Raw genomic sequence first — 22084 nt, forward strand, 5'->3', positions numbered from 1 at the left:
CGGCCGGGCCTAGAAGAAACCGAGTTTCTGCTGGCTGTAGCTGATGAGCATGTTCTTGTTCTGGCGGTAATGGCTCAGCATCATCTTGTGGTTCTCGCGGCCGAAACCGGAGGCTTTGTAGCCGCCAAAGGGCGCGCCGGCGGGGTAGTCGTGGTAGCAGTTCACCCACACGCGGCCGGCCTGGATGGCGCGGGGCACTTCGTACAGCTCGTGCGCGTCGCGGGTCCACACGCCGGCCCCGAGGCCGTAGAGCGTGTCGTTGGCAATTTCAATGGCTTCTTCCACGGTTTTGAAGGTGGTGACGGATACCACCGGCCCGAAGATTTCCTCCTGGAAAATGCGCATCTTGTTGTGGCCCCGGAACATGGTGGGCTGGATGTAGTAGCCCTCGGCCAGCTCAGGGTGCTCCTGCGAGTGGGCTTCGCCGCCCACCAGCACTTCGGCTCCTTCGGCCTTGCCGATTTCGAGGTAGCTCAGGATTTTCTCGAACTGGTCGTTCGAGGCCTGCGCGCCCATCATTGTGTTCATATCAAGCGGGTTGCCGAGTTTGATGGCTTTCACGCGCTCAATAACGCGGGCAATGAAGTCGTCGTAGATGTCTTCGTGAATGAGCATCCGCGAGGGGCAGGTGCAGATTTCGCCCTGGTTCAGGGCAAACATCACCGCGCCTTCGATGGCCTTGTCGAGGAAGTCGTCGTCGGCATCCATCACACTCTTGAAGAAGACGTTGGGCGACTTGCCGCCCAGTTCCATCGTCACCGGAATCAGGTTTTCCGAAGCGTACTGCATGATGAGGCGGCCGGTGGTCGTCTCGCCCGTGAAGGAGGCCTTCTGGATGCGCGGCGACGAGGCCAGCGGCTTGCCGGCCTCGAGGCCGAAACCGTTCACGACGTTAATCACGCCAGCGGGCACCAGGTCCTGAATCAGCTCCATGAGCACCATGATGCTGGCGGGGGTTTGCTCGGCGGGCTTCATCACCACGGTGCAACCGGCGGCAATGGCGGGAGCCAGCTTCCAGGTGGCCATCAGCAACGGGAAGTTCCAGGGAATAATCTGGCCGATGACGCCCAGCGGCTCCTGGATATTGAGCGACACGGTGGTGGCATTCAGCTCGGTAGCACTGCCTTCTTCGGCCCGAATTACGCTGGCAAAATAGCGAAAGTGGTCTACCACCAGCGGCATGTCGGCAAAGGTGGTTTCGCGGATGGGCTTGCCGTTCTCGACGCATTCCACGGCGGCGAGATGGGGCAGGTTTTCTTCGATACGGTTAGCAATTTTGTTGAGGATGTTGCTGCGCTCGGTGGCGGAGGTTTTGCCCCAGGTTTTGAAGGCTTCGTGGGCGGCATCGAGGGCTAGCTCAATGTCTTCCTTGGTGCTGCGGGCCACTTTGGTGAAGGCCTTGCCATCAATCGGCGAGGGGTTTTCAAAATACTGGCCCTTCACCGGGGGCACCCATTTACCGCCGATAAAGTTGTCGTAATGGGTTTTGAACTGGGGCCGGGCCACCAGGGTGGTGGTTTGTTCGAGGGTTTCAGCCATGACTTTGTTGGATGGGAATGAGTTGAATGAGAGAGGATGTAAAGGTCTCTTTTTTACCTGCCGCCGGATTGTGGTATTATCGCAAAGAGTGCCGAAATTGTCGCAACTTGCTGGCACACCTCCGTGTTAGGAGTGTGTACTTCCTCACCACAGACTTCCCGCCCATGCCCACCCGCGTCCACCTGCCTACCGCCGTTGCGCCGCTCGCGCTGGAGCGCCTGCATTCTCTGGTCGAAAACCGGACGGTGTATAACCTGGCAGGCTTCGAGCTGAACGTATTCGAAACGCACCGTACCGCCCACCGCGTGCCCCTGCGCCTCGAAGGCTTGGCCCTGACCACCATGCTGCGCGGCAAAAAGGTGATGCACCTACCAGGCCGCGAGGCCTTCGACTACCTACCCGGCGAGTCGGTGGTAGTGGATAAGGATGAGTTGATGGAAATCGACTTCCCCGAGGCCTGCCTGTGCCAGCCCACGCAGTGCCTGGCCGTGGCCATCGCGCCTGATACCATCCGCCACACCGTGGATTTATTGAATGAGCGTTACCCCAAGGCCGAACCGCACCAGCCCTGGGCCATCGAAGGCCCCGAGTACGCCCACCTCACCAACACGCCCGAGCTGACCGACACGCTGGGCCGCCTGGTAGCCGTGTCGCGCACTTCGGATATTAACAAGGATGTGCTGGCCGGCTTCACGCTCCAGGAATTATTGGTGCGCCTGATGCAGACGCAGGCCCGCCAGCTCATTTTTCACGACTACGCCCGGCACCTCACCACACACCGCTTTGCGGCCGTTGTGGGTTACATCAAAGACCATCTGGCCGAGAACCTGACCATTGATAAGCTCAGCGCGCTGGCCTGCATGAGCAAGGCCACGTTCTTCCGCGTGTTCAAGCGCGAGTTCGGGATTACGCCGGTCGAGTATATCATTCGGGAACGGCTGGGCGAGGCCAAGCGGCTGTTACGCCACCCGCTGGCCAGCGTGGCGGAGGTTTGTTTGCGGGCGGGTTTTAATAACCTGTCGTACTTCCAGGCGCTGTTTAAGAAGTACGAGGGCGTGACACCGGGGGCGTATAAGAAGCAGATGGTGGCGTAGAAATCTGCCTTGTCATTGCGAGCGAAGCGCGGCAATCCGTCCTGTCAAAACCAGACACTTTGTTTTACCAGAAAGCCCCGACACTCTGCATTTTCGGGGCTTTTCGTTGTCAAAAAAAGCTTTATCACACTTCAGGGCTGGTCGCTCATGAGAGGACGGATTGCCGCGCTTCGCTCGCAATGACAAGGCGGCGCTAAAACACCACGCTATACGGCGCATCGGCCAGGCCGCGAATGTCCTCGTGCAGGTCTACACCCAGGATTTCGTGCACGTTGGCGCGGATGCGGTTCGACATTTGCGTCAGCGGCAAGTCGTTGCTGTCTTTGCCGAAAGGGTCTTCGATTTCGTCGCCAATCATCTCTACGCCCAGCAGCGCGTAGGCTCCGAACATGGTGATGGGCACCGTGAGCCACTCGTAGGTATCGAGCAGGTTGAAGGGCATGGTGAGGATGAACACCGAGATAAAACCCTTGATGAAATAGCTGTAGGAGAAGGGAATGGGCGTATTTTTGATGCGCTCGCAGCCGCCGGCCACGTCGAGCAACGCCTCGTGGTGGCGCTGGATGGTGATGAGGTGCGTGGGCAGAATGATTCCCTCGCGCAGCAGCTGCTCGTAGAACTCCTGGAGCATGGCCGCCAGGCGGGAAGGCACATGGCGGACAGTCTGCAAATGGTCGATAAAACCGGGTTCGACGGGTTCCAGCTTCTCGAACCGCACGCCGTTGCGCAGGTGGCCATCCAGGGCGATGGGGAAGTTGGAGAGCAGCCGGGCGAGGTAGGTGCGGGTGGCGTAATCATCGGCCGGCAGGCGGGCGTGGAGCAGGCCGGCCAGGTTGCGGCAGTTGTTGGTGAGCTGCCCCCAGAGGCGGCGGCCTTCGTAAAATCGGTCGTAGGCAGTGTTGGTGCGAAAGGCCAGCAACAGGCTGAGCAGGATGCCCAGAAACGAGAAAAACTCCTTATCGACGGCCACGTTCATGCGCTCGAAGCGGATGACCAAGGCCGTCACAGCGGTGGCGTAGAGGCCCACGAACAGCACCCGTTTCAGCAGCAGCCGGATGATGCCCGAGGAGCGTAGGTGGCGTAGGGCCTCCCACCAGTCGGTCGATTTGTAGACAATCATGCATAAAGCGCGGCTTGGTGATGAGCCGACACGGCCGAAATTACGCTTCGGAATATTGGATGGCGGCTGTTTCCACCACTTCCTCCTGTGGGCCGAGCTTCAGCGTCACCTGCTGCTTCAGTTTCGCGCCCTGCACGGCCCGGGCAATGGGCGCCACAAACGCCACTTTGCCCAATGCCACATCGGCCTCATCAACACCCACGATGGTGAACTTTCGCTCGAAACCCACCCTGCCACCGCTCACGGTGCACAGTGTGACGGTGGCCCCGAAACGCACTTCTTTGGCCGGCTGGCCGGCGGGGTCTACCACTTTGGCGCTGCCGAGGCGCTCCAGCAGCAGCGCGATGCGGCCGTTGTAGGATGAAAGCTAGTGGGTGCGGTCAGTGTCGTTATCATGGTTGGCTTCGGCCTGGGCGCGTTCGGCTTCGAGGGTGGCGAGCTCGGCGCGGAGTTGCTCCAAGCCGGCGGGCGTGACGTAGTTGGGCGTGCCCGGCGGCAGGGCTGCCCGAGGCGGAATAATGGGCGGCGTCTGCGCGTCGTCTTCCTTGGTAAATCCTCGGCTCATGTGAGGGCAAACGCAGGTGCGGCGGGCGGGTTGCGGGTGTCCGACGCAACCATCGGGGCCAGAAAGCGGTTACCCTACGCTATTTCGCTGCTACCCTATCCCGATTCGTTCGCGCTATTTAATGTCAGAAATGCTTGTTGAGACTGCTGATTCAGCGGTTGCCTCTCCCCTACCCACCCGCCGGCTCGACGGCGCCCTCGTCTGGCTCATGGCCCTCACCTGCGGGTTGGTGGTGGCCAATATTTACTACAACCAGCCGCTGCTGGCCGCCATTGGCCGCACCTTTCACCTCTCGGACAGCAGCGCCAGTCTGGTGGCCACAGCCACGCAGGTAGGCTATACGCTGGGCATGCTGTTCGTGGTGCCGCTGGGCGATATGCTGGAGCGCAAGCGCCTGATGCTGCTCATGCTGCTGGGCGCGGCGGCCTGCCTAGGGCTGGCGGCATTTGCGCCCAGTTTCGCGCTGCTGGCGGGGGCGAGTATTCTGCTGGGCATCTGCTCGGCAGTGCCGCAGTTGCTGCTGCCCATGGCCGCGCACTTGGCACCGGAGGCCGACCGGGGCCGCATCGTAGGCCGCATCATGAGCGGCTTGCTAATTGGCATTCTGGCCTCGCGCACGGTGAGCGGCTACGTGGGTGCGCACCTGGGCTGGCGGGCCATGTTCGAAATCGCGGCTGGCCTGATGCTGGCGCTGCTGGGCCTGCTGGCCTGGCGCCTGCCGCAGGACCGGCCCAACTTCACGGGCTCCTACGGCGCACTCATGAAATCATTGGGTACGCTGGTAGCCGACCTGCCGGCCCTGCGCCGCTCGGCGCTGGTGGGCGGGCTGCTGTTTGCGGCCTTCAGCGTGTTCTGGACCACATTGGCTTTTTTCCTGGAAGGCCCGGCCTACCATTACGGCAGCGACGTGGCCGGATTCTTTGGGGTAATTGGAGCCGTGGGAGCGTTGGCCGCGCCACTGGCCGGCAAGGCTGCCGATACGCGCGGGCCGGACTTCGCCATCGGCGTGGGCATCCTGCTGGCGCTGGCGGCTTATGTATTCATGGGCCTCACCGGCTACCACTTGGCCGGGCTGGTGCTGGGCGTGATTCTGCTGGATGTGGGCGTGCAATCGGCCCACATCTCCAACCAGACCAAAATTTTCTCACTGGTACCCGAAGCCCGCAGCCGCCTCAACACCGTGTACATGACCGGTTATTTCACGGGCGGTTCGCTGGGCTCGGTGGCTGGCGGGCTGGCGTGGGTGCACGGCGGCTGGCCCGGCGTGTGCGTGCTGGGGGCAGCATTTGCTGGTTCGGCGTACTTGGTGAGCCGGTTCTACGGGCGCGGTTAGAACTTACTTCGAAGTCGAAATCGCGTCCCAGGAATACCGACCCACCTCGCCCGATTAGAATGGCCGGTGAATGCCCACGATGTTGACCGGCATGGCCTCAGTGGTCTGGAAACGCACGGTCACGCTGCCATCGGCATTCACGGGCACCAGGCCGTAGTTGCGGCCGGCCATGGGCAGGGCAGGCGTTGCGGCGGTGGCCTCCGGGATGAACTTGATTTCTTTACCTACTAGTATCAGCAAGCAGGCAGCAATGACGGTCAGGACGGCTTTGGTATATAGGTCGGTTTTCATGAAAGGAGGCAAAAGTGGTTGGTGGATGGCGCAAAATAAGCCCCCGCTGGCGAACCAACGGGGGCTTTCAACTACACTTCGAAACAAGCGTAACTCAGCTACTCGGCGGCGGCTAAGCGCTCCAAACAGACTTTGAGGCTCTCGCGCCAGTGCGGAATGGCCACGCCCAACTGGGTTTTGATTTTAGTCTTGTCCATCACCGAAAACGGCGGGCGCGTGGCCTTCGTGGGGTATTCGCTGGTGCGAATGGGCGTGGTTTTCACCGAAATTTCGCTGAGCTCGAAAATGGCCGTGGCAAAGTCGTACCACGACGTCAGGCCCTCGTTGCTGTAATGGTAGAGGCCGTAAGCCGTGCTGCCGCTCTCAATAATTCCGAGAATGACGCCGGCCAGGTCGATGGCGTAGGTGGGCGTACCCACCTGGTCCCAGATGACGCGAAGCTCGTCGCGCTCGCGGCCCAGCTTGCGCATGGTTTTCACGAAGTTGCCGGCGAATTCTGAGTACAGCCAGCTGGTGCGCAGCGTGAAGTACTTCTCGGTGAGGCCCGGAATCACCTGCTCGCCTTCGAGTTTGGTGAGGCCGTAGACGCCCAGCGGCGCGGTTTCGTCAATTTCGAGCAGCGGCTCATTGCCCGCGCCGGCAAACACAAAATCGGTCGAAATCTGAATGAGCACGGTGCCGTGTTCCGCACAGAGGCGGGCCAGGTTTTCCACACCATCGCGGTTGATTTTGCGGGCTAAATCCACGTCGTCTTCGGCCTTATCCACGGCCGTATAGGCGGCGCAGTTGATGACGTGATTGGGGCGGTGCGCGGCAAAAAGCGCGGCCAGCGCGGCCTGGTCGAGAATATTGCCTTCAGCCTCGGACAGGAATACCAGGCCCGGCGTGTTCCGCTCCCGCGCCACGTGCGCCAGGCATTGCCCCAATTGCCCGAGGGCCCCGAAAACCAGTGTCGTACTCATTAGCATAAGCTCAGATTTAGGCCGCAAGTTAGCCCGGCCCGCCTTGTAGCACATGCTTCAGCGTGTGTTTTTTGGGCAATGCATCTGCTATAATACACAAGCTAAATCATGTGCTACAGGAATTTACCCACGCGGCAGCAGCTTCTGGCCCGCCGATATCTCTTTGCCCACAATGGTCTGCTTGTTTTTAATCGGCTCGAAGCGCACCTCGCGGGGCTGCTTTTCACTCAGGTATTTCCAATAGCGCAGCGGCATGTGGCGGCGGTGCAGCTTTAGGTTTTTGCGCTCAGGGATGTTGACGTGGTCGAAATACGTCTGCCAGAGGTGCTTGAACAGGGGCTCCCGCTCATCGAGCACGGTGGCCGAAATATCGGTGGCTTTCCGGCCCGCCGGGTTCTCAAACTGCACAATGTCGGTGCGCGTGAGGTCATAATACAGCCCGTAGTGGCGGCGGCGGTCATAAATCAGCCAGCGCTGGTCGGCGTAGCGCTTGGTGAAGTGCGCGGCGATGAGCGGCAGCACGTCCATATCCGGCTCAATAGTGGCGTGGAATAGCTCGTCGCTGGTTTTCTCGAAGCGCACGAAGGCTTCCATGCGGTGCTTTTCGCGAAACATCATCTGGGCCAGGCGTTGCACGCGGCGCACGTCGGCGTTGGCGTAGTTCTCCGAAATATCGACGGGCGAGCGCAGGGCCAAATCCACGTAGCGGAAAATCAACAATTCCCGGTCCGCATCCTCGCTGAGAAAAACGTGATAGAGGCGGGCGCGGGCCTCGTTATCCATCGTTTTCAGCAAGCCTTCCCACACACGGGCGGCCAGGGTTTCATCGGTGGCGCGGTGGGCGGGCTGGGTGAAAAGGCCGCTTTGGGCCGTGGCTTCGGGCTGAATGCTGTTGGGGGCTGCCCGCCAGTCGTACACCGTGAACAGCACCGTGAGCAGGCCCTCAAACGTGCCGTCGTAGGTATAGTCCAGCGGCGGGGCCGTGAGCGTGGGGGCCCCCGCCCGGCGTGGGGCGGCAGAGGCTACAGCGGTGGATGGACGGCGGATGGGTTTCAATAGGGAATAACAGAACGTCATGCTGAGCGCAGTCGAAGCATCTCTACCGCTTCGTTGTCTCGATTGGATTACTACTGCGGTAGAGATGCTTCGACTGCGTTCAGCATGACGTTCTTAAAGCGCCATTACGCCGCTTGCTGGCGCTGCTCGTTTTGGCGGCCGGCTTCGTAGCGGGCGCGGGCATCGTGGTGCAACTGGCGCACCAGCGGCATCAGCTCGCTGAGGCGGCAGCAGCACGAGAGACGGTCAACTTTATCGGAGGACGCGGTGGCAGGCCGGACGGTATTTTCAGGCTGGCGGTGGATGATTTTCATGACAGAAAAGAGGATGTCGTGCTGCACACCGCCCAGTTGGCCGGGGTGCAGTTGCGAGGTGGAAGTGAGGTTATTGAAATCAGCTTGCATGGCAGAATCAGGAGGCTTGGGCGAACAAATCGAGCTGCTGGGTGACGAGGGCCGAGCGTACCGAGCCGGCCCCAAACAGAATCTGGCGGCGCACCTGCTGCTCGGTCAGCTCGCCGATGACGGGCTGGTGCTCGCCCTGGCAGGTGAGGAAATATTTGGCCCGCTTGAGCACCACGCCCAGCTGGCGCAGGGTTTCCATGTTGAGCGTGGCGAAGCGGCGGGCGGCGATGATGCGCTTGGCGGAGCGCGCCCCCACGCCGGGAATGCGCAGTATCATCTCATAGTCGGCCACGTTCACATCAATGGGAAAAACGTGGCGGTTGCGCAGGGCCCAGGCCAGCTTGGGGTCGATTTCGAGGTCGAGGTGCGGGTGCGCGGGGTCGAGGATTTCGTCGGCCTGGAAGCCGTAGAAGCGCATCAGCCAGTCGGTCTGGTACAGGCGGTGCTCGCGGATAACGGGCGGCTGCGTCACCTGCGGCAGGCGGGCGTCGTCGGTCACGGGAATGTAGCCGGAGTAGTACACGCGCTTTAGGCCGTAGCCCTGGTAGAGGCTGTCGGTGAGCTTGATGATTTGCAAATCCGTCTCAGCGCTGGCTCCTACGATGAGCTGGGTGCTCTGGCCGGCGGTGGCGAAGCCGGGCACTTTCTTGAACAAGGCCTTTTCCTCCTTATTCTGGATGATGCCGTCCCGAATCTGGGCCATCGGGGTCAGGATTTCCTGGTAATTTTTCTCGGGGGCCAGCGTGGTGAGGGCCAGCTCGGAGGGCAACTCGATGTTCACGCTGAGGCGGTCAGCGTAGAGGCCGGCTTCGGCAATCAGCTCCTCCGAAGCGCCGGGGATGGTTTTGACGTGGATGTAGCCGTTGAACCGGTGCTCGGTGCGCAGCTTTTTCACGATGCGGACCAGGCGCTCCATCGTGTAGTCGGGGCTGGAGAAGATACCGGAGCTCAGGAACAGGCCCTCGATGTAGTTGCGGCGGTAGAAATTGATGGTGAGGTCGACGACTTCATCCACGGTGAAGGCGGCACGCTTCACGTCGTTCGAGCGGCGTGAGACACAGTAGGCGCAGTCGAAAATGCAGTGATTGGTGAGCAGGATTTTCAGCAGGCTCACGCAGCGGCCGTCCTCGGTGTAGCTGTGGCAAATGCCCATGCCTTCGGCGTTGCCGAGGCCTTTGCCTTCGTTTTTGCGCTTGCCGCCGCTGCTGCTGCACGATGCATCGTACTTGGCGGCATCGGCTAATATGCTTAGTTTCTCCTGAATGCGTTCGTTCATGCGGCGAGGCGTTGCTTTCGGCCTTAAAAGTAATAACCAGTGCCCAATCGGGCACTATTGTTTAAGCTAATTTTTTTGGGAATAGTTTCTTTTTTTGGGAAAAATACCTGGACAGCATTTCGCAACGGCTTAGCAAAATTGACGGGACGATGCACGCTGGCAACGCTGGCCCAGCACCTGCTCACGCCTGCCAGCGCCTCAATAACTATAGAACCAACCCATGCCCCGGCTCCTTTTCGTAATTTGCGGCGTTGCGTTCCCAAATGAGCTTTCGCGGTTTTTTCCTGCTTGTATTTTTGCTCCTGGGCTCGCTGGTCCGGCCGGCGCGCGCGCAGACGTTTGACCCGCGCTCGGCGGTGCCGCCCGATTCGCTCAAGGCCAAGCTGGAGATACTGCCCCAGCGCCCCGACTCCCTGCGCCAGCGCTTCGACGAGCAGCGGCTGCTGACCCGGCTGCAGGCCTACTCGCGCCGCAAAACCATTGCCGGCCGGGCGGTTTCCGCCATGTTCAATTTTACACGGCGGCAAGAGGAACAGGCCGGGCTGGATGCCGTGCTGCTGGACCGGCAGTTCGACCGCCACAACTTCAAAATCGTGCGGCGCATCAACATCCGCACGCTCGATGCGTTCGGCTACAACTTGTCCGACTCCACCCGCGTACCGCGCACGGCCATTGAGAAGGCCGGCAATGCGTTGCACATCAAAACCAGCCGCTCGCGCATCCGGCAGGTGCTGCTGTTCCGGCCCGGCCAGCCGCTGGAGCCCCAGGCCCTGGCCGAATCGGAACGCCTGCTGCGCCAGACGCCCGAAATCCTGGATGCTCGCGTGCTGGTGAACGAGCGCACCACCACCCGCGACAGCGTCGATATTGAGGTATTGACTAAGGATGTATTCAGCATCACGGCGGGCGTGGAGGTGGGCACGCCCACGTCGGGCCTCATCACGGCCGGCGACGACAACTTCCTGGGCCAGGGCCACCAGTTGGCCAACTCCTACCGCTACGGCCGCGAATGGCCCCAGAGCTGGGCCTACGAAGGGAGCTACACGGCCCCGTTTCGGCACTTTTTATACGCGCAGGCCCGCTACCGCAACGAATACAACTACCGCTCGGGCGGGGTGTCGCTCACCCGCGACTTCTACTCGCCCAGCACGCGCTACGCCGGGGCCATCAACCTGAATGCCGTCGACCAGGACATTCCCTTGCAGGCCCCGCCCGACGGGCAACCGTACGTGTATTACCCCCTGCACTACCTGGTGCAGGATGCCTGGGTGGGCCGGGCCCTGCGCCTGCGCTCCTACGACCTGGGCTACGAAAACCCGGGCCGCATCATCGTGGCGGCCCGCGTCATCAACACCCACTACACGGCCACGCCGCAGCCCACCGACATTCCGGCACCGGCCTACCACAACGGCGCGCTGCTGCTGGGCACGGTGGGCTATTCGGTGCGCCGCTACTATAAGGCCCGGTACCTGTTCGGTTTTGGCCGCACCGAAGACGTGCCCACGGGCACGCTGCTCAGCTTCACGACGGGCTACGAGGTGAGCAGCGTGTTGCCGCGCCGCTATTTCGACGTGCGCATTGCGGCGGCCAGCTTCAGTGCCAACAGCGGCTACCTCTACGGGGCCGTCGATTTTGGTTCGTTTCAGACCGTCAATCAGCCCCGCGTGTGGCAGCAGGGCCTGCTGGGCACCGAGCTTACGGCCTTCACCAAGCTCTACCACGCGGGCAACTGGCAGTACCGGCATTTCCTCAGCAGCAAGGCCACCATCGGGCTTAACCGCAACCCCGGCGACATCCTCCAGGGCATCACCAACGACCGGGGACTGCGCGGGTTTTCGCCGGGGCAGCCCATTCTGGCCACCAGCCGCTTTGTGGTGAACTACGAAACCACGCTCTTTACCCCGCTTTCACTTTTGGGTTTCCGGCTGGCCGGCGTGGCCTTTGCCGATGCGGCCTGGGTGAGCGACCAGCCCCGGGGCGGCACGCCCTTTGGCGGCGCACCCTACACGGCTTTCGGGCTGGGCCTGCGCTTCCGCAACGAGTTCACGGCCCTGCGCACGTTCCAGCTGCTCATCGGCTACTACCCGCGCGGGCTGGCCACGCCCAACGGCATCAAGATGTTCGAGTCGACCCGCGAAACGGTTACATTCAACGATTTCGGCCTCGGGGCCCCCGGCACAGCACCGTTTCAATAAAGCGGGTGAGGGAGTGAGGGAATAAAAGAACGTCATGCTGAGCGTAGTCGAAGCATCTCTACCGCAGTAGTAATCCCAATCAAAAGGATTAGTATCGCAGTAGAGATGCTTCGACTACGCTCAGCATGACGTTCTTTTACCCAGTTATTTACACCCTACTTCTACCGCTCCGAATTGAAGGAGATGGGCACGGTGCAGGCCACGCGCACGGGCTGGCCGTTGGAACGGGCGGGCTCCCAAGGGGGCATCAGCCACACCAGGCGCAGGGCTTCGTCGTTGAGGCCGTTGCCGGGGCCGCTCACCACGTGGGCATCCTGCACGCGGCCCTGGGCACTGAGAATAAAGTTGACAAACACCCGGCCCGATATCCGCCGCTGCAACGCCTGTTGCGGGTAGCGAATGTTCTTGCTGAGATAGGCCATAAAGGCTTTGTCGCCGCCCGTGAACTGTGGGCGCACCTCCGGGTTGATGAACACCGAATCGGGCTTGATGGCTGCCGGAGCCACGGGGCTGGTGTGGGCGGCCGGGTTGGGGCCGGTTTGGGCCAGGCTTTGGCCGGTGGCCAATAGGCCCAGCAGACCAACACCCAATAAGAAGCGTAGAGGATTTATCACGTTGCGAGGGGATTAGGAGTAGATGATAAACGCCAGGCCGAAAAGTCTAGCAACAGCCTAAGCTACGAAAGTTTTACCAGAATTGGCTTTTCTAAATAAAATAACTGTGCCAACAAGCACAAAAAACGCTTTAGAAAAGGCACTGCCGGTCAAATTTATTTTTAGCAAAACGGCTCAACAAAGTCTTAGAGGCAATTACTACGCCACAAAGCTATTGCTCACTTGCATTTTTAAAATAATAAGCCAATTATTGTTAGCAATTATTTAATATAACTATTCGCATAAATACCAAGACAACGGAGGAGGAAGCAAATAAACCAACTATGTTTGCAATCGTAAATCTACGATAAACGAAACATCTATGGCAACTCACAAGCGGGCCGAATTCACGGAAGCGGAGCAGCGGCTGGCCGCAATTGCCAAAGCGCTAGGGCACCCGGCGCGGGTGGCCATTGTGCGGCTGCTGGCCCAGCGGCGCGCCTGCGTATGCGGCGAGCTGGTGCTGGAGCTGCCCCTGTCGCAGAGCACCGTGTCGCAGCACCTCAAGGAGCTGAAAGCGGCCGGCCTGGTGCAGGGCGAGGTAGATGGCCCCCGCGTGTGCTACTGCCTCGACCCGGCCGGCTGGGCCGTGGCCCGGCAGCTGCTCGGCAATTTGCTGGCGGAAATGCCCACTAGCGTCCCCGATACTGCTGCTGTCCCCAGCTGCTGCTGAGTCGCCTGATGCCTCCTCTCCTTCTCCCGAAACTCACTTTTAACCAACCCAGCATCATGAAAATCTCCGAGATGAAAGAAGCCCTGAACGGGCTATCAGCCGTGAGCTTCCGCCTGCCCGATGGCACGCAGCTGCCCGCCCATTTCCACGTGACGGAAGTGGGGCTGGTGAGCAAGCATTTTATCGATTGCGGCGGCGTGGAGCGGCGCGAAACGGTGGCCAACTTCCAGCTCTGGGAGGCCGGCGACTACGACCACCGGCTGGCTCCGCAGAAATTCCTGCACATCCTGAAGCTGTCGGAGAAAATCCTGGGACGCGAGGATTTGGACATTGAAGTGGAGTACCAGCAGGCCACCATTGGCAAGTTCGGACTGGCGTTTGATGGCACCGATTTTCTGCTCACGGCCAAGCATACGGCTTGTTTGGCGCAGGATGCCTGTGGTATTCCGGCCGACCAGCAGTTCGCCCTGCCCCAGCTGCAAGTGGCAGGCTGCACACCGGGCGGTGGGTGCTGCTAGACAACTTATAACCGACGCTTTTCAACTGCTTTCCCCAAGCTCTATGCCTGACAAAAAGAACATTCTGGTGCTGTGCACCGGCAACTCCTGCCGCAGCCAGCTGCTGCACGGCTACCTCGCGCAGGCCCTGGGCGACCGCGCCAACGTGTACAGCGCCGGCGTCGAAGTGCACGGCCTCAACCCGCGTGCCGTGCGCGTGATGGCCGAGGACGGCGTGGACATTTCGACCCACACCAGCAACCATGTGGACGAGTACGCCGCCGTGCCCTTCGACTACGTCATCACCGTGTGCGACCACGCCAACGAGGTGTGCCCCGTGTTCCCCTCCACGGCGAAAAAGCTGCACCACAATTTCCCCGACCCCGCCAAGGCCACCGGCAGCGAGGAGGAAATCATGGCGCAGTTCCGCAGCGTGCGCGATGAGGTGAAGGCGTATGCGCAGGATTTTGTGCGGGCCGAGTTTTAGGGGTAAGCTCTACCAGCACGTCATGCAGAGCGCAGCGAAGCATCTTTACCTCAATACTAATCCTCTGATTGCGTTGCGCGGTAAAGATGCTTCGCTGCGCTCTGCATGACGTTCTTGATTAATATTTCCCTCCTTACCATTTCCTCCCATGACCATTCTTCCCCTCACGGCCGACCATTGGCCGGCCGTGCGCGCCATCTACGCCGAGGGCATGGCCACCGGCACCGCCACCTTCGCCACCGAGCCGCCGACCTGGGAGGCCTGGGATACCGGCCACCTTGCCTCTTGCCGCCTGGTAGCCACCGATGAAACGGGCCAGGTGCTGGGTTGGGTGGCCCTCTCGCCGGTTTCGGGGCGCTGCGTGTACGCGGGTGTGGCCGAGGTGAGCGTGTATGTGGGGGCCACCGCCCGGGGGCGCGGTGTAGGCTTAGCCCTGATGCAGGCGCTGGTTGCTGAATCGGAACGAAATGGCCTGTGGACCTTGCAGGCCGGCATTTTCCCCGAAAACGCGGCCAGCGTGCGGCTGCACGAAGCCGTGGGATTCCGGCAGGTGGGGCGGCGTGAGCGCATCGGCCAGCTGCGCGGCGTGTGGCACGATACCCTGCTGCTGGAGCGCCGCAGCGCCGTGGTGGGCACCGCCGACAATGCCGTAGCCTGATGCAGCATACTCTTCGAACCTGCCTGCTGGCCGAGGCGCTGGGCACGACCATTCTGTTGATTTTTGGGACCGGCGCGGCGGTGGTCGATGCGCAGACCCACGCACTGGGGCACGGCGGCGTGGCGGCGGCCTTCGGGCTGGTGGTGTTCATCATCATCCAGAGCCTGGGCGAAACCAGCGGCGCGCACGTCAATCCCGCCGTGACGGTGGCCTTCTGGGCGATGGGACGGTTTCCGGGGCGGCGGGTGCTGCCGTATGTGCTGGCGCAGTTGGCGGGCGCGGCGCTGGGCAGCTTTCTGGTGAAGCTGATTGCCGGGCCGGGCTCCAACCTCGGGGCCACGCTGCCGGCACATGGGGCCTGGCAGGCGCTGGGCATCGAAACCTTCCTCACGTTCTGGCTTATGCTGGTGATTCTGCGGGTCACCTCGGGCTCGAAGGAAGTGGGGATGCTGGCGGGACTGGCCATCAGCGTGACGGTGGCGCTGGAGGCGCTGGTGGCCGGGCCGCTCACGGGTGCGAGCATGAACCCGGCCCGCTCGCTGGCTCCGGCGCTGTTTAGCGGGGTTTGGACCGATTGGGGGGTGTATGTGGTGGGGCCGGTGGCCGGGGCGCTGCTGGCCGTGGCGGTGGATAGGCTGCTGGCCGTTGGCGCGGAGCCAGAAGCACTTCCGCCCATTCAATAATCGGCATTTGTAGGGGCGGGGCCTGCCCCCGCCCATCGTTGAACGGAATCGTTGCAACGAGGCGAACGAATGGGCGGGGGCAGGCCCCGCCCCTACATTCAGACAATGAAACCGCTTTAAGAAAGCTATTAAAAAAAGCGCCCCACCAATGCGGTGAGGCGCTTTTTTCATTCTATCAAACCGTCCTTATCAGGGCTGCGGCGTGGTTGCGGGCGCAGGGGTGTACTCGAATTTGAATTCGACCCGCCGGTTTTTCGACATGCCGGCCTTCGTGGTGTTCGGGGCCACGGGCTCGCTTTCGCCCCGGCCTTCGGTTATCACGCGCTCGGATTCGACACCCTTCTTGGTGAAGTAGCTTTTCACGGCTTCGGCGCGGCGCAGGGACAGGGCCTGGTTGTACTCATCGGTGCCGCGGCTGTCGGCGTGGCCGATGATGCGGAGCTGATAGTCCGGGTGGGCTTTCATGGCGGCCGCGATGCTGTTGGCCTTGGGATAGGAGCTGCGCTCGATAATCGTGCTGTTGGTCCGGAACCGGATGGGCGATTGCAGCTTCAGCGTGCCGGGGTCGATGGCCAGCGGGCAGCCTACGGAGTCAACGCGGGTACCTGCCGGGGTGTCGGGGCACTTATCGGCGGGGTCGAGCACGCCGTCCTTGTCCTGGTCGAGCACTACGGGGCAGCCACTGGCGTCTACCTGGGTGCCGGCGGCAGTGCCGGGGCACTTGTCCACGTTGTCGGGAATGCCGTCGCCGTCGGTGTCGGGGCAGCCGCGCAGGGCGGGCGTGCCGGGCTGGTCGGGGCAGGCGTCGTCGCCGTCGGCCACGCCGTCGCCGTCACGGTCGGGGCAGCCCTGCAGGGTGGCGAGGCCTTTCTCGGTGGGGCACTTGTCCTGGTAGTCGGGCACGCCGTCGGCATCGCCGTCGAGGGGGCAGCCGGTGAGGTCCACGGCCACGCCGGCGGGCGTGTTGGGACACTTGTCTTTGCGGTCGGGCACGCCGTCGCCATCGGTGTCTTTGGGCTTGCCGAGGGCAATGGTAACGCCCACGGTGTGCTGGAGGTACCGGTCATCGAACTTGTCGGCGTCGCGGATGGGCTCGCCGTCGAAATTCGCGTTCAGGGGAATGTGCTGGCCGGTCTGGATGAAAATCCCCAGGCCTTCGCTGACCTGGAAGTTGATGCCGGCCGCCCCGAACAGGTCGAAGTAGGTGGCCTTGTCATTGACGGAAACGCCGCGCACCACGCCGGTGCGGTTGGTGAAGGCCAGGCCCGGCGAGGCCAGCAGGTAGGGCTGCACCACGGCATCCTCCTTGATGGCCCAGCCGTTATTGAGCTTCAGTTTCAGGGCCAGGTTCACGCTGGTTACCTTGGTGCTGAAATTGGTGGCCGCGCTTTGGGAGCCTTCGAGCTTCACGAAGCTGCCTTGCAGGCCCAGGTCGAGGCCCGGGGTGAGGTAGCGGTTGATGCCAATGCCCCCGCCGTAGCGGTTGCGGTCCCACTTCCAGAAATCTTCGCCCAGGCTACCCTTGTACTGGGAAGCGCTGCCGAAGAGGCTGATGGCCGTTTTGCGGTCGGCGGTTTGGGTGTAGCCACGCGGGGCCGCCATTAGCAGTATTCCCACGACTAGCAACGGAGTTAGAAAACGTCTCATGCGAATGGGGTTTGGAGTGAAGTATTGACCCGATGGCAAGTCATGGCGAAGCGCCGGGTCACACACATAGCCAATGTGCTATACTTAGCAGGTGATAGAAGGTTATGGATGAGGTAATGCCTTTTAAGCGGATTCGGGGTCGAACAGCGTAGGGGCGGGGGCAAGCCCCGCCCCTACGCTGTTCTGACGTCAGCATTTTCGCCCGACCTTTGTACCCTCACTAATAACTCTCAGACGAATGGCCAGCCTCCTCCTCGGCGATTACAACGACCTCGAAGTAGCCCGCGAAACCAGCATCGGCCTCTACCTCACCTCCGACGACGGCGACCTGCTGCTCCCCGAAAAGTACGTGGAAGCCGGCACCCGCGTGGGCGACATCGTGCGCGTGTTCGTGTACCGCGACTCGGAGGACCGCCTCATTGCCACCAACCTGCGCCCCCTGGCGCTGGTGAACTCCTACGCCGGCCTCACGGTGAAGGACCACGGCCCGGCCGGCGCGTTCCTGGAGTGGGGCCTGGAAAAAGACCTGCTCCTGCCCTTCCGCAACCAGCGGCGCGACCTGCGCCCCGGCGAGCGGGTGTTCGTGTACGTGTACCTCGACGAGGAAAGCGACCGCCTCGTGGCCTCCACCAAGTGGAAGCAGTTCCTGAGCCAGGAGCCTTTCCGGGGCGAGCCCGGCGACGAGGTGCGCCTCATGGTGGCCGACGAAACCGAGCTGGGCTACCCCGTCATCGTGAATGGCACGCACCAGGGGCTGCTGTTTCACAACGAAGTATTCCGCCCCCTGCGCCTGGGCGAGCAGCTGACCGGCTTCCTCCGCCAGGTGCGCGCCGATGGCAAGCTCGACGTGCGCCTGCAAAAGGAAGGCTACGGCGAAGTAGAATCGGCCACGGATACGCTGCTCAAAGCCATCAAAGCCGCACCAGGCGGCCGCCTGCCCCTGGGCGACAAGAGCCTGGCCGAGGACGTGTACCGCCGCGTGGGCATGAGCAAAAAGGTATTCAAAAAGGCGCTGGGGGCCTTGTTCCGCCAGGGCCTGGTGCTGCTGGAGCCGGAGGCGACCATATTGAAGTAGGGTGCGGGGCTTGCCCCCGCCCGTCGTTGAACGGAATCGTTGAACAGCCCCTTATATTTCGGAGACACCGTTCAACGACGGGCGGGGACAAGCCCCGCACCCTACAATGGAACCGACTCCCCAGCGCCGCAGCATCCGCTATAATGGCTATGACTACAGCATGGCGGGCTACTACGCTCTCACCATCTGCGCCCGCGACAAAGCGCATTTGTTCGGTGTCTTAACGCCAGAAGAACCGCTTCAACCTTCGGCTTTGGGCCAATTGGTATTATCAGAATTGGCCGCCATACCAACCCATTTCCCAACCGTGCGGCTGGATACGTGGATGGTGATGCCCAATCATCTGCACTGCATTCTAGTTCTGACCCGCAACCAAGCAGTGCATGTGAGCACAGTGGTTGGTAGTTTTAAATCACGCTGCTATGCAAAATGGCGCAAGCAATTGCTAGCGGATGGGCAACCAGTTCCGGCTTCGTGCTGGCAGCGCGATTATTACGAGCACATCATCCGCAACGCGAGCGAACTGGAAGGCTACCGCAAATACATTCTCGATAACCCCAGCCGCTGGTAGGGTGCGGGGCTTGCCCCCGCCCGGACGTTGAACGGAATCGCTGAGATGGCGTAGACGATTTCGTTCAACGACGGGCGGGGGCAAGCCCCGCACCCTACACCATACAGCATCCCCACCGCACCCTATGCAAAAAACCGCTTTACTCGCCGGGGCCACGGGCCTCATTGGTTCGCAGCTGCTGCCGCTGCTGCTGGCTTCGGAGCGCTACGCCAAGGTGATTGTGGTGGGGCGCAAGGCCGTGCCCACCATCCACCCCAAGCTGGTGCAGGTGGTCACGGAGCTGGACCGGCTGGACGAGGTGCGCCTCAAGCTCATCGCCGACGACGTGTTTTGCTGCCTGGGCACCACCATGAAGCAGGCGGGCTCGAAGGAAGCGTTTTTCAAGGTCGATTTCCTGTACGTGGTGCAGCTGGCGGCGCTGGCGGCCGGCAATTTTGCCTCGCAGTTCATGGTGGTATCCAGCATGGGGGCCGATGCCGACAGCGCCATCTACTACAGCCGGGTGAAGGGCGAGATGGAAGCCGCCGTGCGCCAGACGCCCTTCCGGGCCATCCATATTTTCCGGCCCTCGCTGCTGCTGGGCGAGCGGGCCGCGCCCCGCCTGGGCGAGCGCCTGGGGGCGGTGGTGCTGCGGCTGCTGCGCCCCCTGCTACGCGGCCCGCTGCTGAAGTATCGGCCCGTGACGGGGGCCACGGTGGCCGCCGCCATGCTCCGAGCCGCCGAGGAAGATGGCGGCGGTACCCGCGTGCATTCGTCGGAAGAGCTGGCGCCGCGCTAGCCCACCCCCACCCGCCCCGTGGTGAAACGCCCGGTGCCGGAGTAGCCGCGCCGTAGCTTGAAGCAGCAAAAAGCCTCGCCAGACACTGGCGAGGCTTTTTGCTGCTTCAAGCTACGGCAAAGAGTTATACTTCTTTGTTTTTTATAATTGTTTCAGCAGCTCTTTTGACCCCTTCGTAAGACCTGTTATTTATGCTCCTTAATAGACTTGCCATATATTTATTCGTACCTGGTGCTACATTAAGTTTGAGCGTGTGATAAAGCTCCACAAACCTGCGTGAAGAATTCTCTTCATAAAGTTTGTACAGTATTATATCATCGTCTTTAAGAACCTTGTCGATATAATACTCCCAACGTACGATAGGAATTTTAATAAGCTGTTCATATGCTACCGGAGCAGCATCCCTTGCATAACCATACCTATTACCTATATAAACACAGAGGTATGCCTGTATGCAATCTAAGAAAGCGTCTTTAGGTATAGATGTCCCTAGGTTAGCTAAGTTTTTAACCAAGGGGTATTCATTATAAAAGTTGTTGTGACTAAAGTGCGTATCGACAATTTGTTTTGCAACTTTAGAAAAGGTTGCAGACTTAAGTGTTTCTGGCACATAGTCAAATCCCTGGACCTTGAGCAATGCAAGACGAATCCCGTTGGATATACTAGTATTCCCGTCGGCTATGGTATCTCTGTAAATACTTCCTAGCCTGAATTTATCCTTTTCAGGCAGGTTTTTCCACATTGCTTTAATTAAAGAATTCAGGTTACTCAATGCATGAGTAACCGTTGCACCTTTAGGCTCTTTTATAGAAGAAAGCAGAATGGTAATAGTCGTACTAAGATAAAACGCAGGAGAACCTATCAACTGTTGTACCTGAGAGTCTTCTGTGGTCAATGTTTCGGAAAGAAGTCTATCTCTGAATCTTGAAAACTCAATTGCCACAGTAATATTCTGCTGCCCTAGGACATACTGCACGCAATTTTTTACAATATTTAATGCATCAAGATAGGACAATTCTTCCTCTTCACTTTCACCATCCTCAGCATTACCCAGTCTAACAAAATGGTTTATTATTTCTAAAGACTGCTTAAGCCTGAACGCACCGGTAGAATTGAATATACCTAATTGTTCTGCAAGTTTTAGTGTTGAGAATTCGGTTAGTTCGTTTTCTATAACACTACCTGTGTCAATATCGGAACGATTAAGCATTTCGCCTATAAAGTTCATACCAAGGCTATACAGAATTGACTGAAGACGTGATATTGAACGTTTCCATACAAATTCCGCAGCCATTTCATACGACTCGTTTTTTACTGCCTTAATAACATTTTCCTGTTGTTTAGGAGTAAGCGCATTTGCTAAAACAACGATTTGATTCGCAGTCTTGGCGTTTCTAGGAATTACAATGCCACTCCCACCCGTCCAAGGCGGCGAAACACTAGAATGATTTTTCTCTTCCATCTTGTGATTTAAAAAAGCCTGAAATAAATATCCCTGATGATTTCATCGTATCGAATGCTTTACTTCTTGTTCCCGCACCTTCCCTATTAGCCGAAGTATCTCCAGCACCATGTATGCTTGGAATCAACAAATGGTATCCTACAAGCTGAGCCTTGTTATTAAAGACAGTAATACCGTCATTGTTCAACATTGATTTCACAGCACTAACATACAATCTAAGTTTAAAGTCTGATTGACTTGACTTTTCTTCGTGCAGAACCTTTATCATTTCACATATATCAATTGGCTCCTCTAGATAAATGCCCTCTGGTATTTTTCCACGCAAATTCGTCAAAGACTCAGTCGATTCATCTATAACACCTATTAAATTACCATGTCCACTTCTCACAGCATCAGATATTAGTCTATTGATATGATATAACATGTTCAATTGGTCAATATTTTCTGATTTAACAGCAATATTATTAGCTAGCACATTAACATGATTCACCTCAGTTTCAAGTGGCTGTTTCAATGAGAACTCAACAATTATATTATTCTTTCTTCCTTGAACCTCGACTGAGGTTGCTGTATTTCTGCGTATATAAGCAGTACAATAGACGATTTCAGGAGCCGACAGTGTTTTAAGTTGGTCTAATAGAGTAAGACTATTTGAACTTAATTCAGCAGACACCAAGCCATATATCATTTCATCTTCTTCAAGGTTAATGTACATAACCCATCCATCCTTACATAGAGGCGCACATTGCTTAATTGCCAATTTGAAGTTATTAGAAGCTATGGGCGCTTTGCCAATTTTAATTTCTTCATGAGGAATAAGTTGCATTAACAACTTGAAGTTATTCACAACTAGAACCTCCGGAAAAAGCAATTGACCTTCTTCGTAGTACTCAGATATTTCATCTATGGTAATAAGAAGAGCTTCTTCAATTTGCTCATGTACATGAAACTTCTCATTATACAAGAAGCGTCCTATTTCTCCTTGTACTGCTTTTCTGAGTGATTCAACTAAATTGTTCATTCTGATGGTCTGTGTTAACCCTGTACTATCCACAATTTTAAACA

The 22084-nt window shown here is 59.1% G+C and carries 24 protein-coding genes; 11 read left to right on the plus strand and 13 right to left on the minus strand.

The genetic code is table 11. The features are described from left to right. Positions 1 to 9: 9 nt before the first annotated feature. Positions 10 to 1539 (minus strand): aldehyde dehydrogenase family protein, encoded by a 1530-nt coding sequence (locus ACYU70_RS09565; RefSeq protein ID WP_342301224.1) that lies wholly within the window; start codon positions 1537 to 1539, stop codon positions 10 to 12. A 164-nt stretch (positions 1540 to 1703) separates the two neighbouring features. Here ACYU70_RS09565 and ACYU70_RS09570 point away from each other — a divergent pair, with 164 nt between their 5' ends. Continuing rightward, positions 1704 to 2633, plus strand: a complete 930-nt coding sequence (locus ACYU70_RS09570; protein ID WP_342301221.1) for a helix-turn-helix transcriptional regulator — start codon at positions 1704 to 1706, stop codon at positions 2631 to 2633. A 193-nt stretch (positions 2634 to 2826) separates the two neighbouring features. Here ACYU70_RS09570 and ACYU70_RS09575 read toward each other — a convergent pair whose 3' ends face one another. From ACYU70_RS09575 to ACYU70_RS09585, 3 genes are read right to left on the minus strand one after another with little or no spacing between them, the layout of a single operon-like run. Then, the gene (locus ACYU70_RS09575; RefSeq protein ID WP_342301219.1) at positions 2827 to 3753 is read right to left on the minus strand and encodes a bestrophin family protein; all 927 of its coding nucleotides are present in this window, start codon (positions 3751 to 3753) and stop codon (positions 2827 to 2829) included. Between the two features lie 40 nt (positions 3754 to 3793). Next, positions 3794 to 4063 carry a GreA/GreB family elongation factor gene (locus ACYU70_RS09580; protein WP_342301218.1) on the minus strand — a complete coding sequence of 90 codons (270 nt, stop codon included), beginning with the start codon at positions 4061 to 4063 and terminating at the stop codon, positions 3794 to 3796. Between the two features lie 57 nt (positions 4064 to 4120). Beyond that, on the minus strand, positions 4121 to 4318 hold the full coding sequence (locus ACYU70_RS09585; RefSeq protein WP_342301216.1) for a hypothetical protein: 198 nt from the start codon (positions 4316 to 4318) through the stop codon (positions 4121 to 4123). A 130-nt stretch (positions 4319 to 4448) separates the two neighbouring features. Here ACYU70_RS09585 and ACYU70_RS09590 point away from each other — a divergent pair, with 130 nt between their 5' ends. Continuing rightward, entirely contained in the window at positions 4449 to 5651 is a 1203-nt protein-coding gene (locus ACYU70_RS09590) for an MFS transporter (RefSeq protein WP_342301214.1), read from the plus strand. A 54-nt stretch (positions 5652 to 5705) separates the two neighbouring features. Here ACYU70_RS09590 and ACYU70_RS09595 read toward each other — a convergent pair whose 3' ends face one another. The 5 genes from ACYU70_RS09595 to ACYU70_RS09615 form a co-directional block, all read right to left on the minus strand. Next, positions 5706 to 5942 carry a hypothetical protein gene (locus ACYU70_RS09595; protein WP_342301213.1) on the minus strand — a complete coding sequence of 79 codons (237 nt, stop codon included), beginning with the start codon at positions 5940 to 5942 and terminating at the stop codon, positions 5706 to 5708. Between the two features lie 98 nt (positions 5943 to 6040). After that, positions 6041 to 6904: a dTDP-4-dehydrorhamnose reductase gene (rfbD, locus tag ACYU70_RS09600; protein ID WP_342301211.1), complete on the minus strand. Its 864-nt coding sequence runs from the start codon at positions 6902 to 6904 to the stop codon at positions 6041 to 6043. A gap of 123 nt (positions 6905 to 7027) precedes the next feature. Beyond that, positions 7028 to 7960, minus strand: coding sequence for a TIGR03915 family putative DNA repair protein (locus ACYU70_RS09605; RefSeq protein WP_460615974.1), 933 nt, complete (start codon positions 7958 to 7960; stop codon positions 7028 to 7030). 125 nt (positions 7961 to 8085) lie between these two features. Further along, positions 8086 to 8364, minus strand: coding sequence for a hypothetical protein (locus tag ACYU70_RS09610; RefSeq protein WP_342301207.1), 279 nt, complete (start codon positions 8362 to 8364; stop codon positions 8086 to 8088). 7 nt (positions 8365 to 8371) lie between these two features. Next, on the minus strand, positions 8372 to 9640 hold the full coding sequence (locus ACYU70_RS09615) for a putative DNA modification/repair radical SAM protein (protein ID WP_460615975.1): 1269 nt from the start codon (positions 9638 to 9640) through the stop codon (positions 8372 to 8374). 296 nt (positions 9641 to 9936) lie between these two features. Here ACYU70_RS09615 and ACYU70_RS09620 point away from each other — a divergent pair, with 296 nt between their 5' ends. Then, positions 9937 to 11835, plus strand: coding sequence for a BamA/TamA family outer membrane protein (locus ACYU70_RS09620; protein ID WP_342301325.1), 1899 nt, complete (start codon positions 9937 to 9939; stop codon positions 11833 to 11835). 161 nt (positions 11836 to 11996) lie between these two features. Here ACYU70_RS09620 and ACYU70_RS09625 read toward each other — a convergent pair whose 3' ends face one another. Beyond that, positions 11997 to 12449, minus strand: coding sequence for an energy transducer TonB (locus tag ACYU70_RS09625; protein ID WP_342301324.1), 453 nt, complete (start codon positions 12447 to 12449; stop codon positions 11997 to 11999). 361 nt (positions 12450 to 12810) lie between these two features. Between ACYU70_RS09625 and ACYU70_RS09630 the strand changes: the two genes are divergently transcribed. From ACYU70_RS09630 to ACYU70_RS09650, 5 genes are all read left to right on the plus strand, one after another. Beyond that, a complete protein-coding gene (locus tag ACYU70_RS09630) occupies positions 12811 to 13161 on the plus strand; it encodes an ArsR/SmtB family transcription factor (protein WP_342301323.1) in 351 nt (116 codons plus the stop codon). 56 nt (positions 13162 to 13217) lie between these two features. Beyond that, positions 13218 to 13679 (plus strand): DUF6428 family protein, encoded by a 462-nt coding sequence (locus tag ACYU70_RS09635; protein WP_342301321.1) that lies wholly within the window; start codon positions 13218 to 13220, stop codon positions 13677 to 13679. Between the two features lie 43 nt (positions 13680 to 13722). Beyond that, a complete protein-coding gene (locus ACYU70_RS09640) occupies positions 13723 to 14145 on the plus strand; it encodes an arsenate reductase ArsC (RefSeq protein ID WP_342301319.1) in 423 nt (140 codons plus the stop codon). 148 nt (positions 14146 to 14293) lie between these two features. Beyond that, complete coding sequence (locus tag ACYU70_RS09645) at positions 14294 to 14803, plus strand: GNAT family N-acetyltransferase (protein ID WP_342301318.1); 510 nt, start codon at positions 14294 to 14296, stop codon at positions 14801 to 14803. Beyond that, positions 14803 to 15486 carry an MIP/aquaporin family protein gene (locus ACYU70_RS09650; RefSeq protein WP_342301316.1) on the plus strand — a complete coding sequence of 228 codons (684 nt, stop codon included), beginning with the start codon at positions 14803 to 14805 and terminating at the stop codon, positions 15484 to 15486. Before ACYU70_RS09645 ends, ACYU70_RS09650 begins: the two co-directional genes overlap by 1 nt. 189 nt (positions 15487 to 15675) lie before the next feature. Here ACYU70_RS09650 and ACYU70_RS09655 read toward each other — a convergent pair whose 3' ends face one another. Then, on the minus strand, positions 15676 to 17133 hold the full coding sequence (locus ACYU70_RS09655) for an OmpA family protein (RefSeq protein ID WP_342301314.1): 1458 nt from the start codon (positions 17131 to 17133) through the stop codon (positions 15676 to 15678). Positions 17134 to 17371: 238 nt separating this feature from the next. Between ACYU70_RS09655 and ACYU70_RS09660 the strand changes: the two genes are divergently transcribed. The 3 genes from ACYU70_RS09660 to ACYU70_RS09670 all read left to right on the plus strand — a co-directional run bounded on the left by ACYU70_RS09660 (position 17372) and on the right by ACYU70_RS09670 (position 19557). Beyond that, entirely contained in the window at positions 17372 to 18208 is an 837-nt protein-coding gene (locus ACYU70_RS09660; protein ID WP_342301313.1) for a CvfB family protein, read from the plus strand. A 106-nt stretch (positions 18209 to 18314) separates the two neighbouring features. Continuing rightward, positions 18315 to 18779 (plus strand): transposase, encoded by a 465-nt coding sequence (locus ACYU70_RS09665; RefSeq protein ID WP_342301312.1) that lies wholly within the window; start codon positions 18315 to 18317, stop codon positions 18777 to 18779. A gap of 124 nt (positions 18780 to 18903) precedes the next feature. Further along, the gene (locus tag ACYU70_RS09670; protein ID WP_342301310.1) at positions 18904 to 19557 is read left to right on the plus strand and encodes an NAD-dependent epimerase/dehydratase family protein; all 654 of its coding nucleotides are present in this window, start codon (positions 18904 to 18906) and stop codon (positions 19555 to 19557) included. A 124-nt stretch (positions 19558 to 19681) separates the two neighbouring features. Here ACYU70_RS09670 and ACYU70_RS09675 read toward each other — a convergent pair whose 3' ends face one another. Together ACYU70_RS09675 and ACYU70_RS09680 are read right to left on the minus strand one after the other, a co-directional pair. Continuing rightward, positions 19682 to 21019: a hypothetical protein gene (locus ACYU70_RS09675; RefSeq protein ID WP_342301308.1), complete on the minus strand. Its 1338-nt coding sequence runs from the start codon at positions 21017 to 21019 to the stop codon at positions 19682 to 19684. Then, positions 20997 to 22040: a hypothetical protein gene (locus tag ACYU70_RS09680; RefSeq protein ID WP_342301305.1), complete on the minus strand. Its 1044-nt coding sequence runs from the start codon at positions 22038 to 22040 to the stop codon at positions 20997 to 20999. The genes ACYU70_RS09675 and ACYU70_RS09680 overlap by 23 nt, the downstream gene beginning before the upstream one ends. Positions 22041 to 22084 lie beyond the last annotated feature (44 nt).

This window comes from Hymenobacter segetis (assembly GCF_054776495.1).

What these genes read in the sequence shown, in the direction of transcription:
- ACYU70_RS09610 (WP_342301207.1), bottom strand. Translation starts at nt 8,364, where the DNA reads ATGCAAGCTGATTTCAATAACCTCACTTCCACCTCGCAACTGCACCCC.
- rfbD (WP_342301211.1), bottom strand. Translation starts at nt 6,904, where the DNA reads ATGAGTACGACACTGGTTTTCGGGGCCCTCGGGCAATTGGGGCAATGC.
- ACYU70_RS09630 (WP_342301323.1), top strand. Translation starts at nt 12,811, where the DNA reads ATGGCAACTCACAAGCGGGCCGAATTCACGGAAGCGGAGCAGCGGCTG.
- ACYU70_RS09660 (WP_342301313.1), top strand. Translation starts at nt 17,372, where the DNA reads ATGGCCAGCCTCCTCCTCGGCGATTACAACGACCTCGAAGTAGCCCGC.
- ACYU70_RS09570 (WP_342301221.1), top strand. Translation starts at nt 1,704, where the DNA reads ATGCCCACCCGCGTCCACCTGCCTACCGCCGTTGCGCCGCTCGCGCTG.
- ACYU70_RS09650 (WP_342301316.1), top strand. Translation starts at nt 14,803, where the DNA reads ATGCAGCATACTCTTCGAACCTGCCTGCTGGCCGAGGCGCTGGGCACG.
- ACYU70_RS09655 (WP_342301314.1), bottom strand. Translation starts at nt 17,133, where the DNA reads ATGAGACGTTTTCTAACTCCGTTGCTAGTCGTGGGAATACTGCTAATG.
- ACYU70_RS09675 (WP_342301308.1), bottom strand. Translation starts at nt 21,019, where the DNA reads ATGGAAGAGAAAAATCATTCTAGTGTTTCGCCGCCTTGGACGGGTGGG.
- ACYU70_RS09595 (WP_342301213.1), bottom strand. Translation starts at nt 5,942, where the DNA reads ATGAAAACCGACCTATATACCAAAGCCGTCCTGACCGTCATTGCTGCC.
- ACYU70_RS09615 (WP_460615975.1), bottom strand. Translation starts at nt 9,640, where the DNA reads ATGAACGAACGCATTCAGGAGAAACTAAGCATATTAGCCGATGCCGCC.
- ACYU70_RS09645 (WP_342301318.1), top strand. Translation starts at nt 14,294, where the DNA reads ATGACCATTCTTCCCCTCACGGCCGACCATTGGCCGGCCGTGCGCGCC.
- ACYU70_RS09680 (WP_342301305.1), bottom strand. Translation starts at nt 22,040, where the DNA reads ATGAACAATTTAGTTGAATCACTCAGAAAAGCAGTACAAGGAGAAATA.
- ACYU70_RS09640 (WP_342301319.1), top strand. Translation starts at nt 13,723, where the DNA reads ATGCCTGACAAAAAGAACATTCTGGTGCTGTGCACCGGCAACTCCTGC.
- ACYU70_RS09585 (WP_342301216.1), bottom strand. Translation starts at nt 4,318, where the DNA reads ATGAGCCGAGGATTTACCAAGGAAGACGACGCGCAGACGCCGCCCATT.
- ACYU70_RS09575 (WP_342301219.1), bottom strand. Translation starts at nt 3,753, where the DNA reads ATGATTGTCTACAAATCGACCGACTGGTGGGAGGCCCTACGCCACCTA.
- ACYU70_RS09565 (WP_342301224.1), bottom strand. Translation starts at nt 1,539, where the DNA reads ATGGCTGAAACCCTCGAACAAACCACCACCCTGGTGGCCCGGCCCCAG.
- ACYU70_RS09590 (WP_342301214.1), top strand. Translation starts at nt 4,449, where the DNA reads ATGCTTGTTGAGACTGCTGATTCAGCGGTTGCCTCTCCCCTACCCACC.
- ACYU70_RS09635 (WP_342301321.1), top strand. Translation starts at nt 13,218, where the DNA reads ATGAAAATCTCCGAGATGAAAGAAGCCCTGAACGGGCTATCAGCCGTG.
- ACYU70_RS09670 (WP_342301310.1), top strand. Translation starts at nt 18,904, where the DNA reads ATGCAAAAAACCGCTTTACTCGCCGGGGCCACGGGCCTCATTGGTTCG.
- ACYU70_RS09665 (WP_342301312.1), top strand. Translation starts at nt 18,315, where the DNA reads ATGGAACCGACTCCCCAGCGCCGCAGCATCCGCTATAATGGCTATGAC.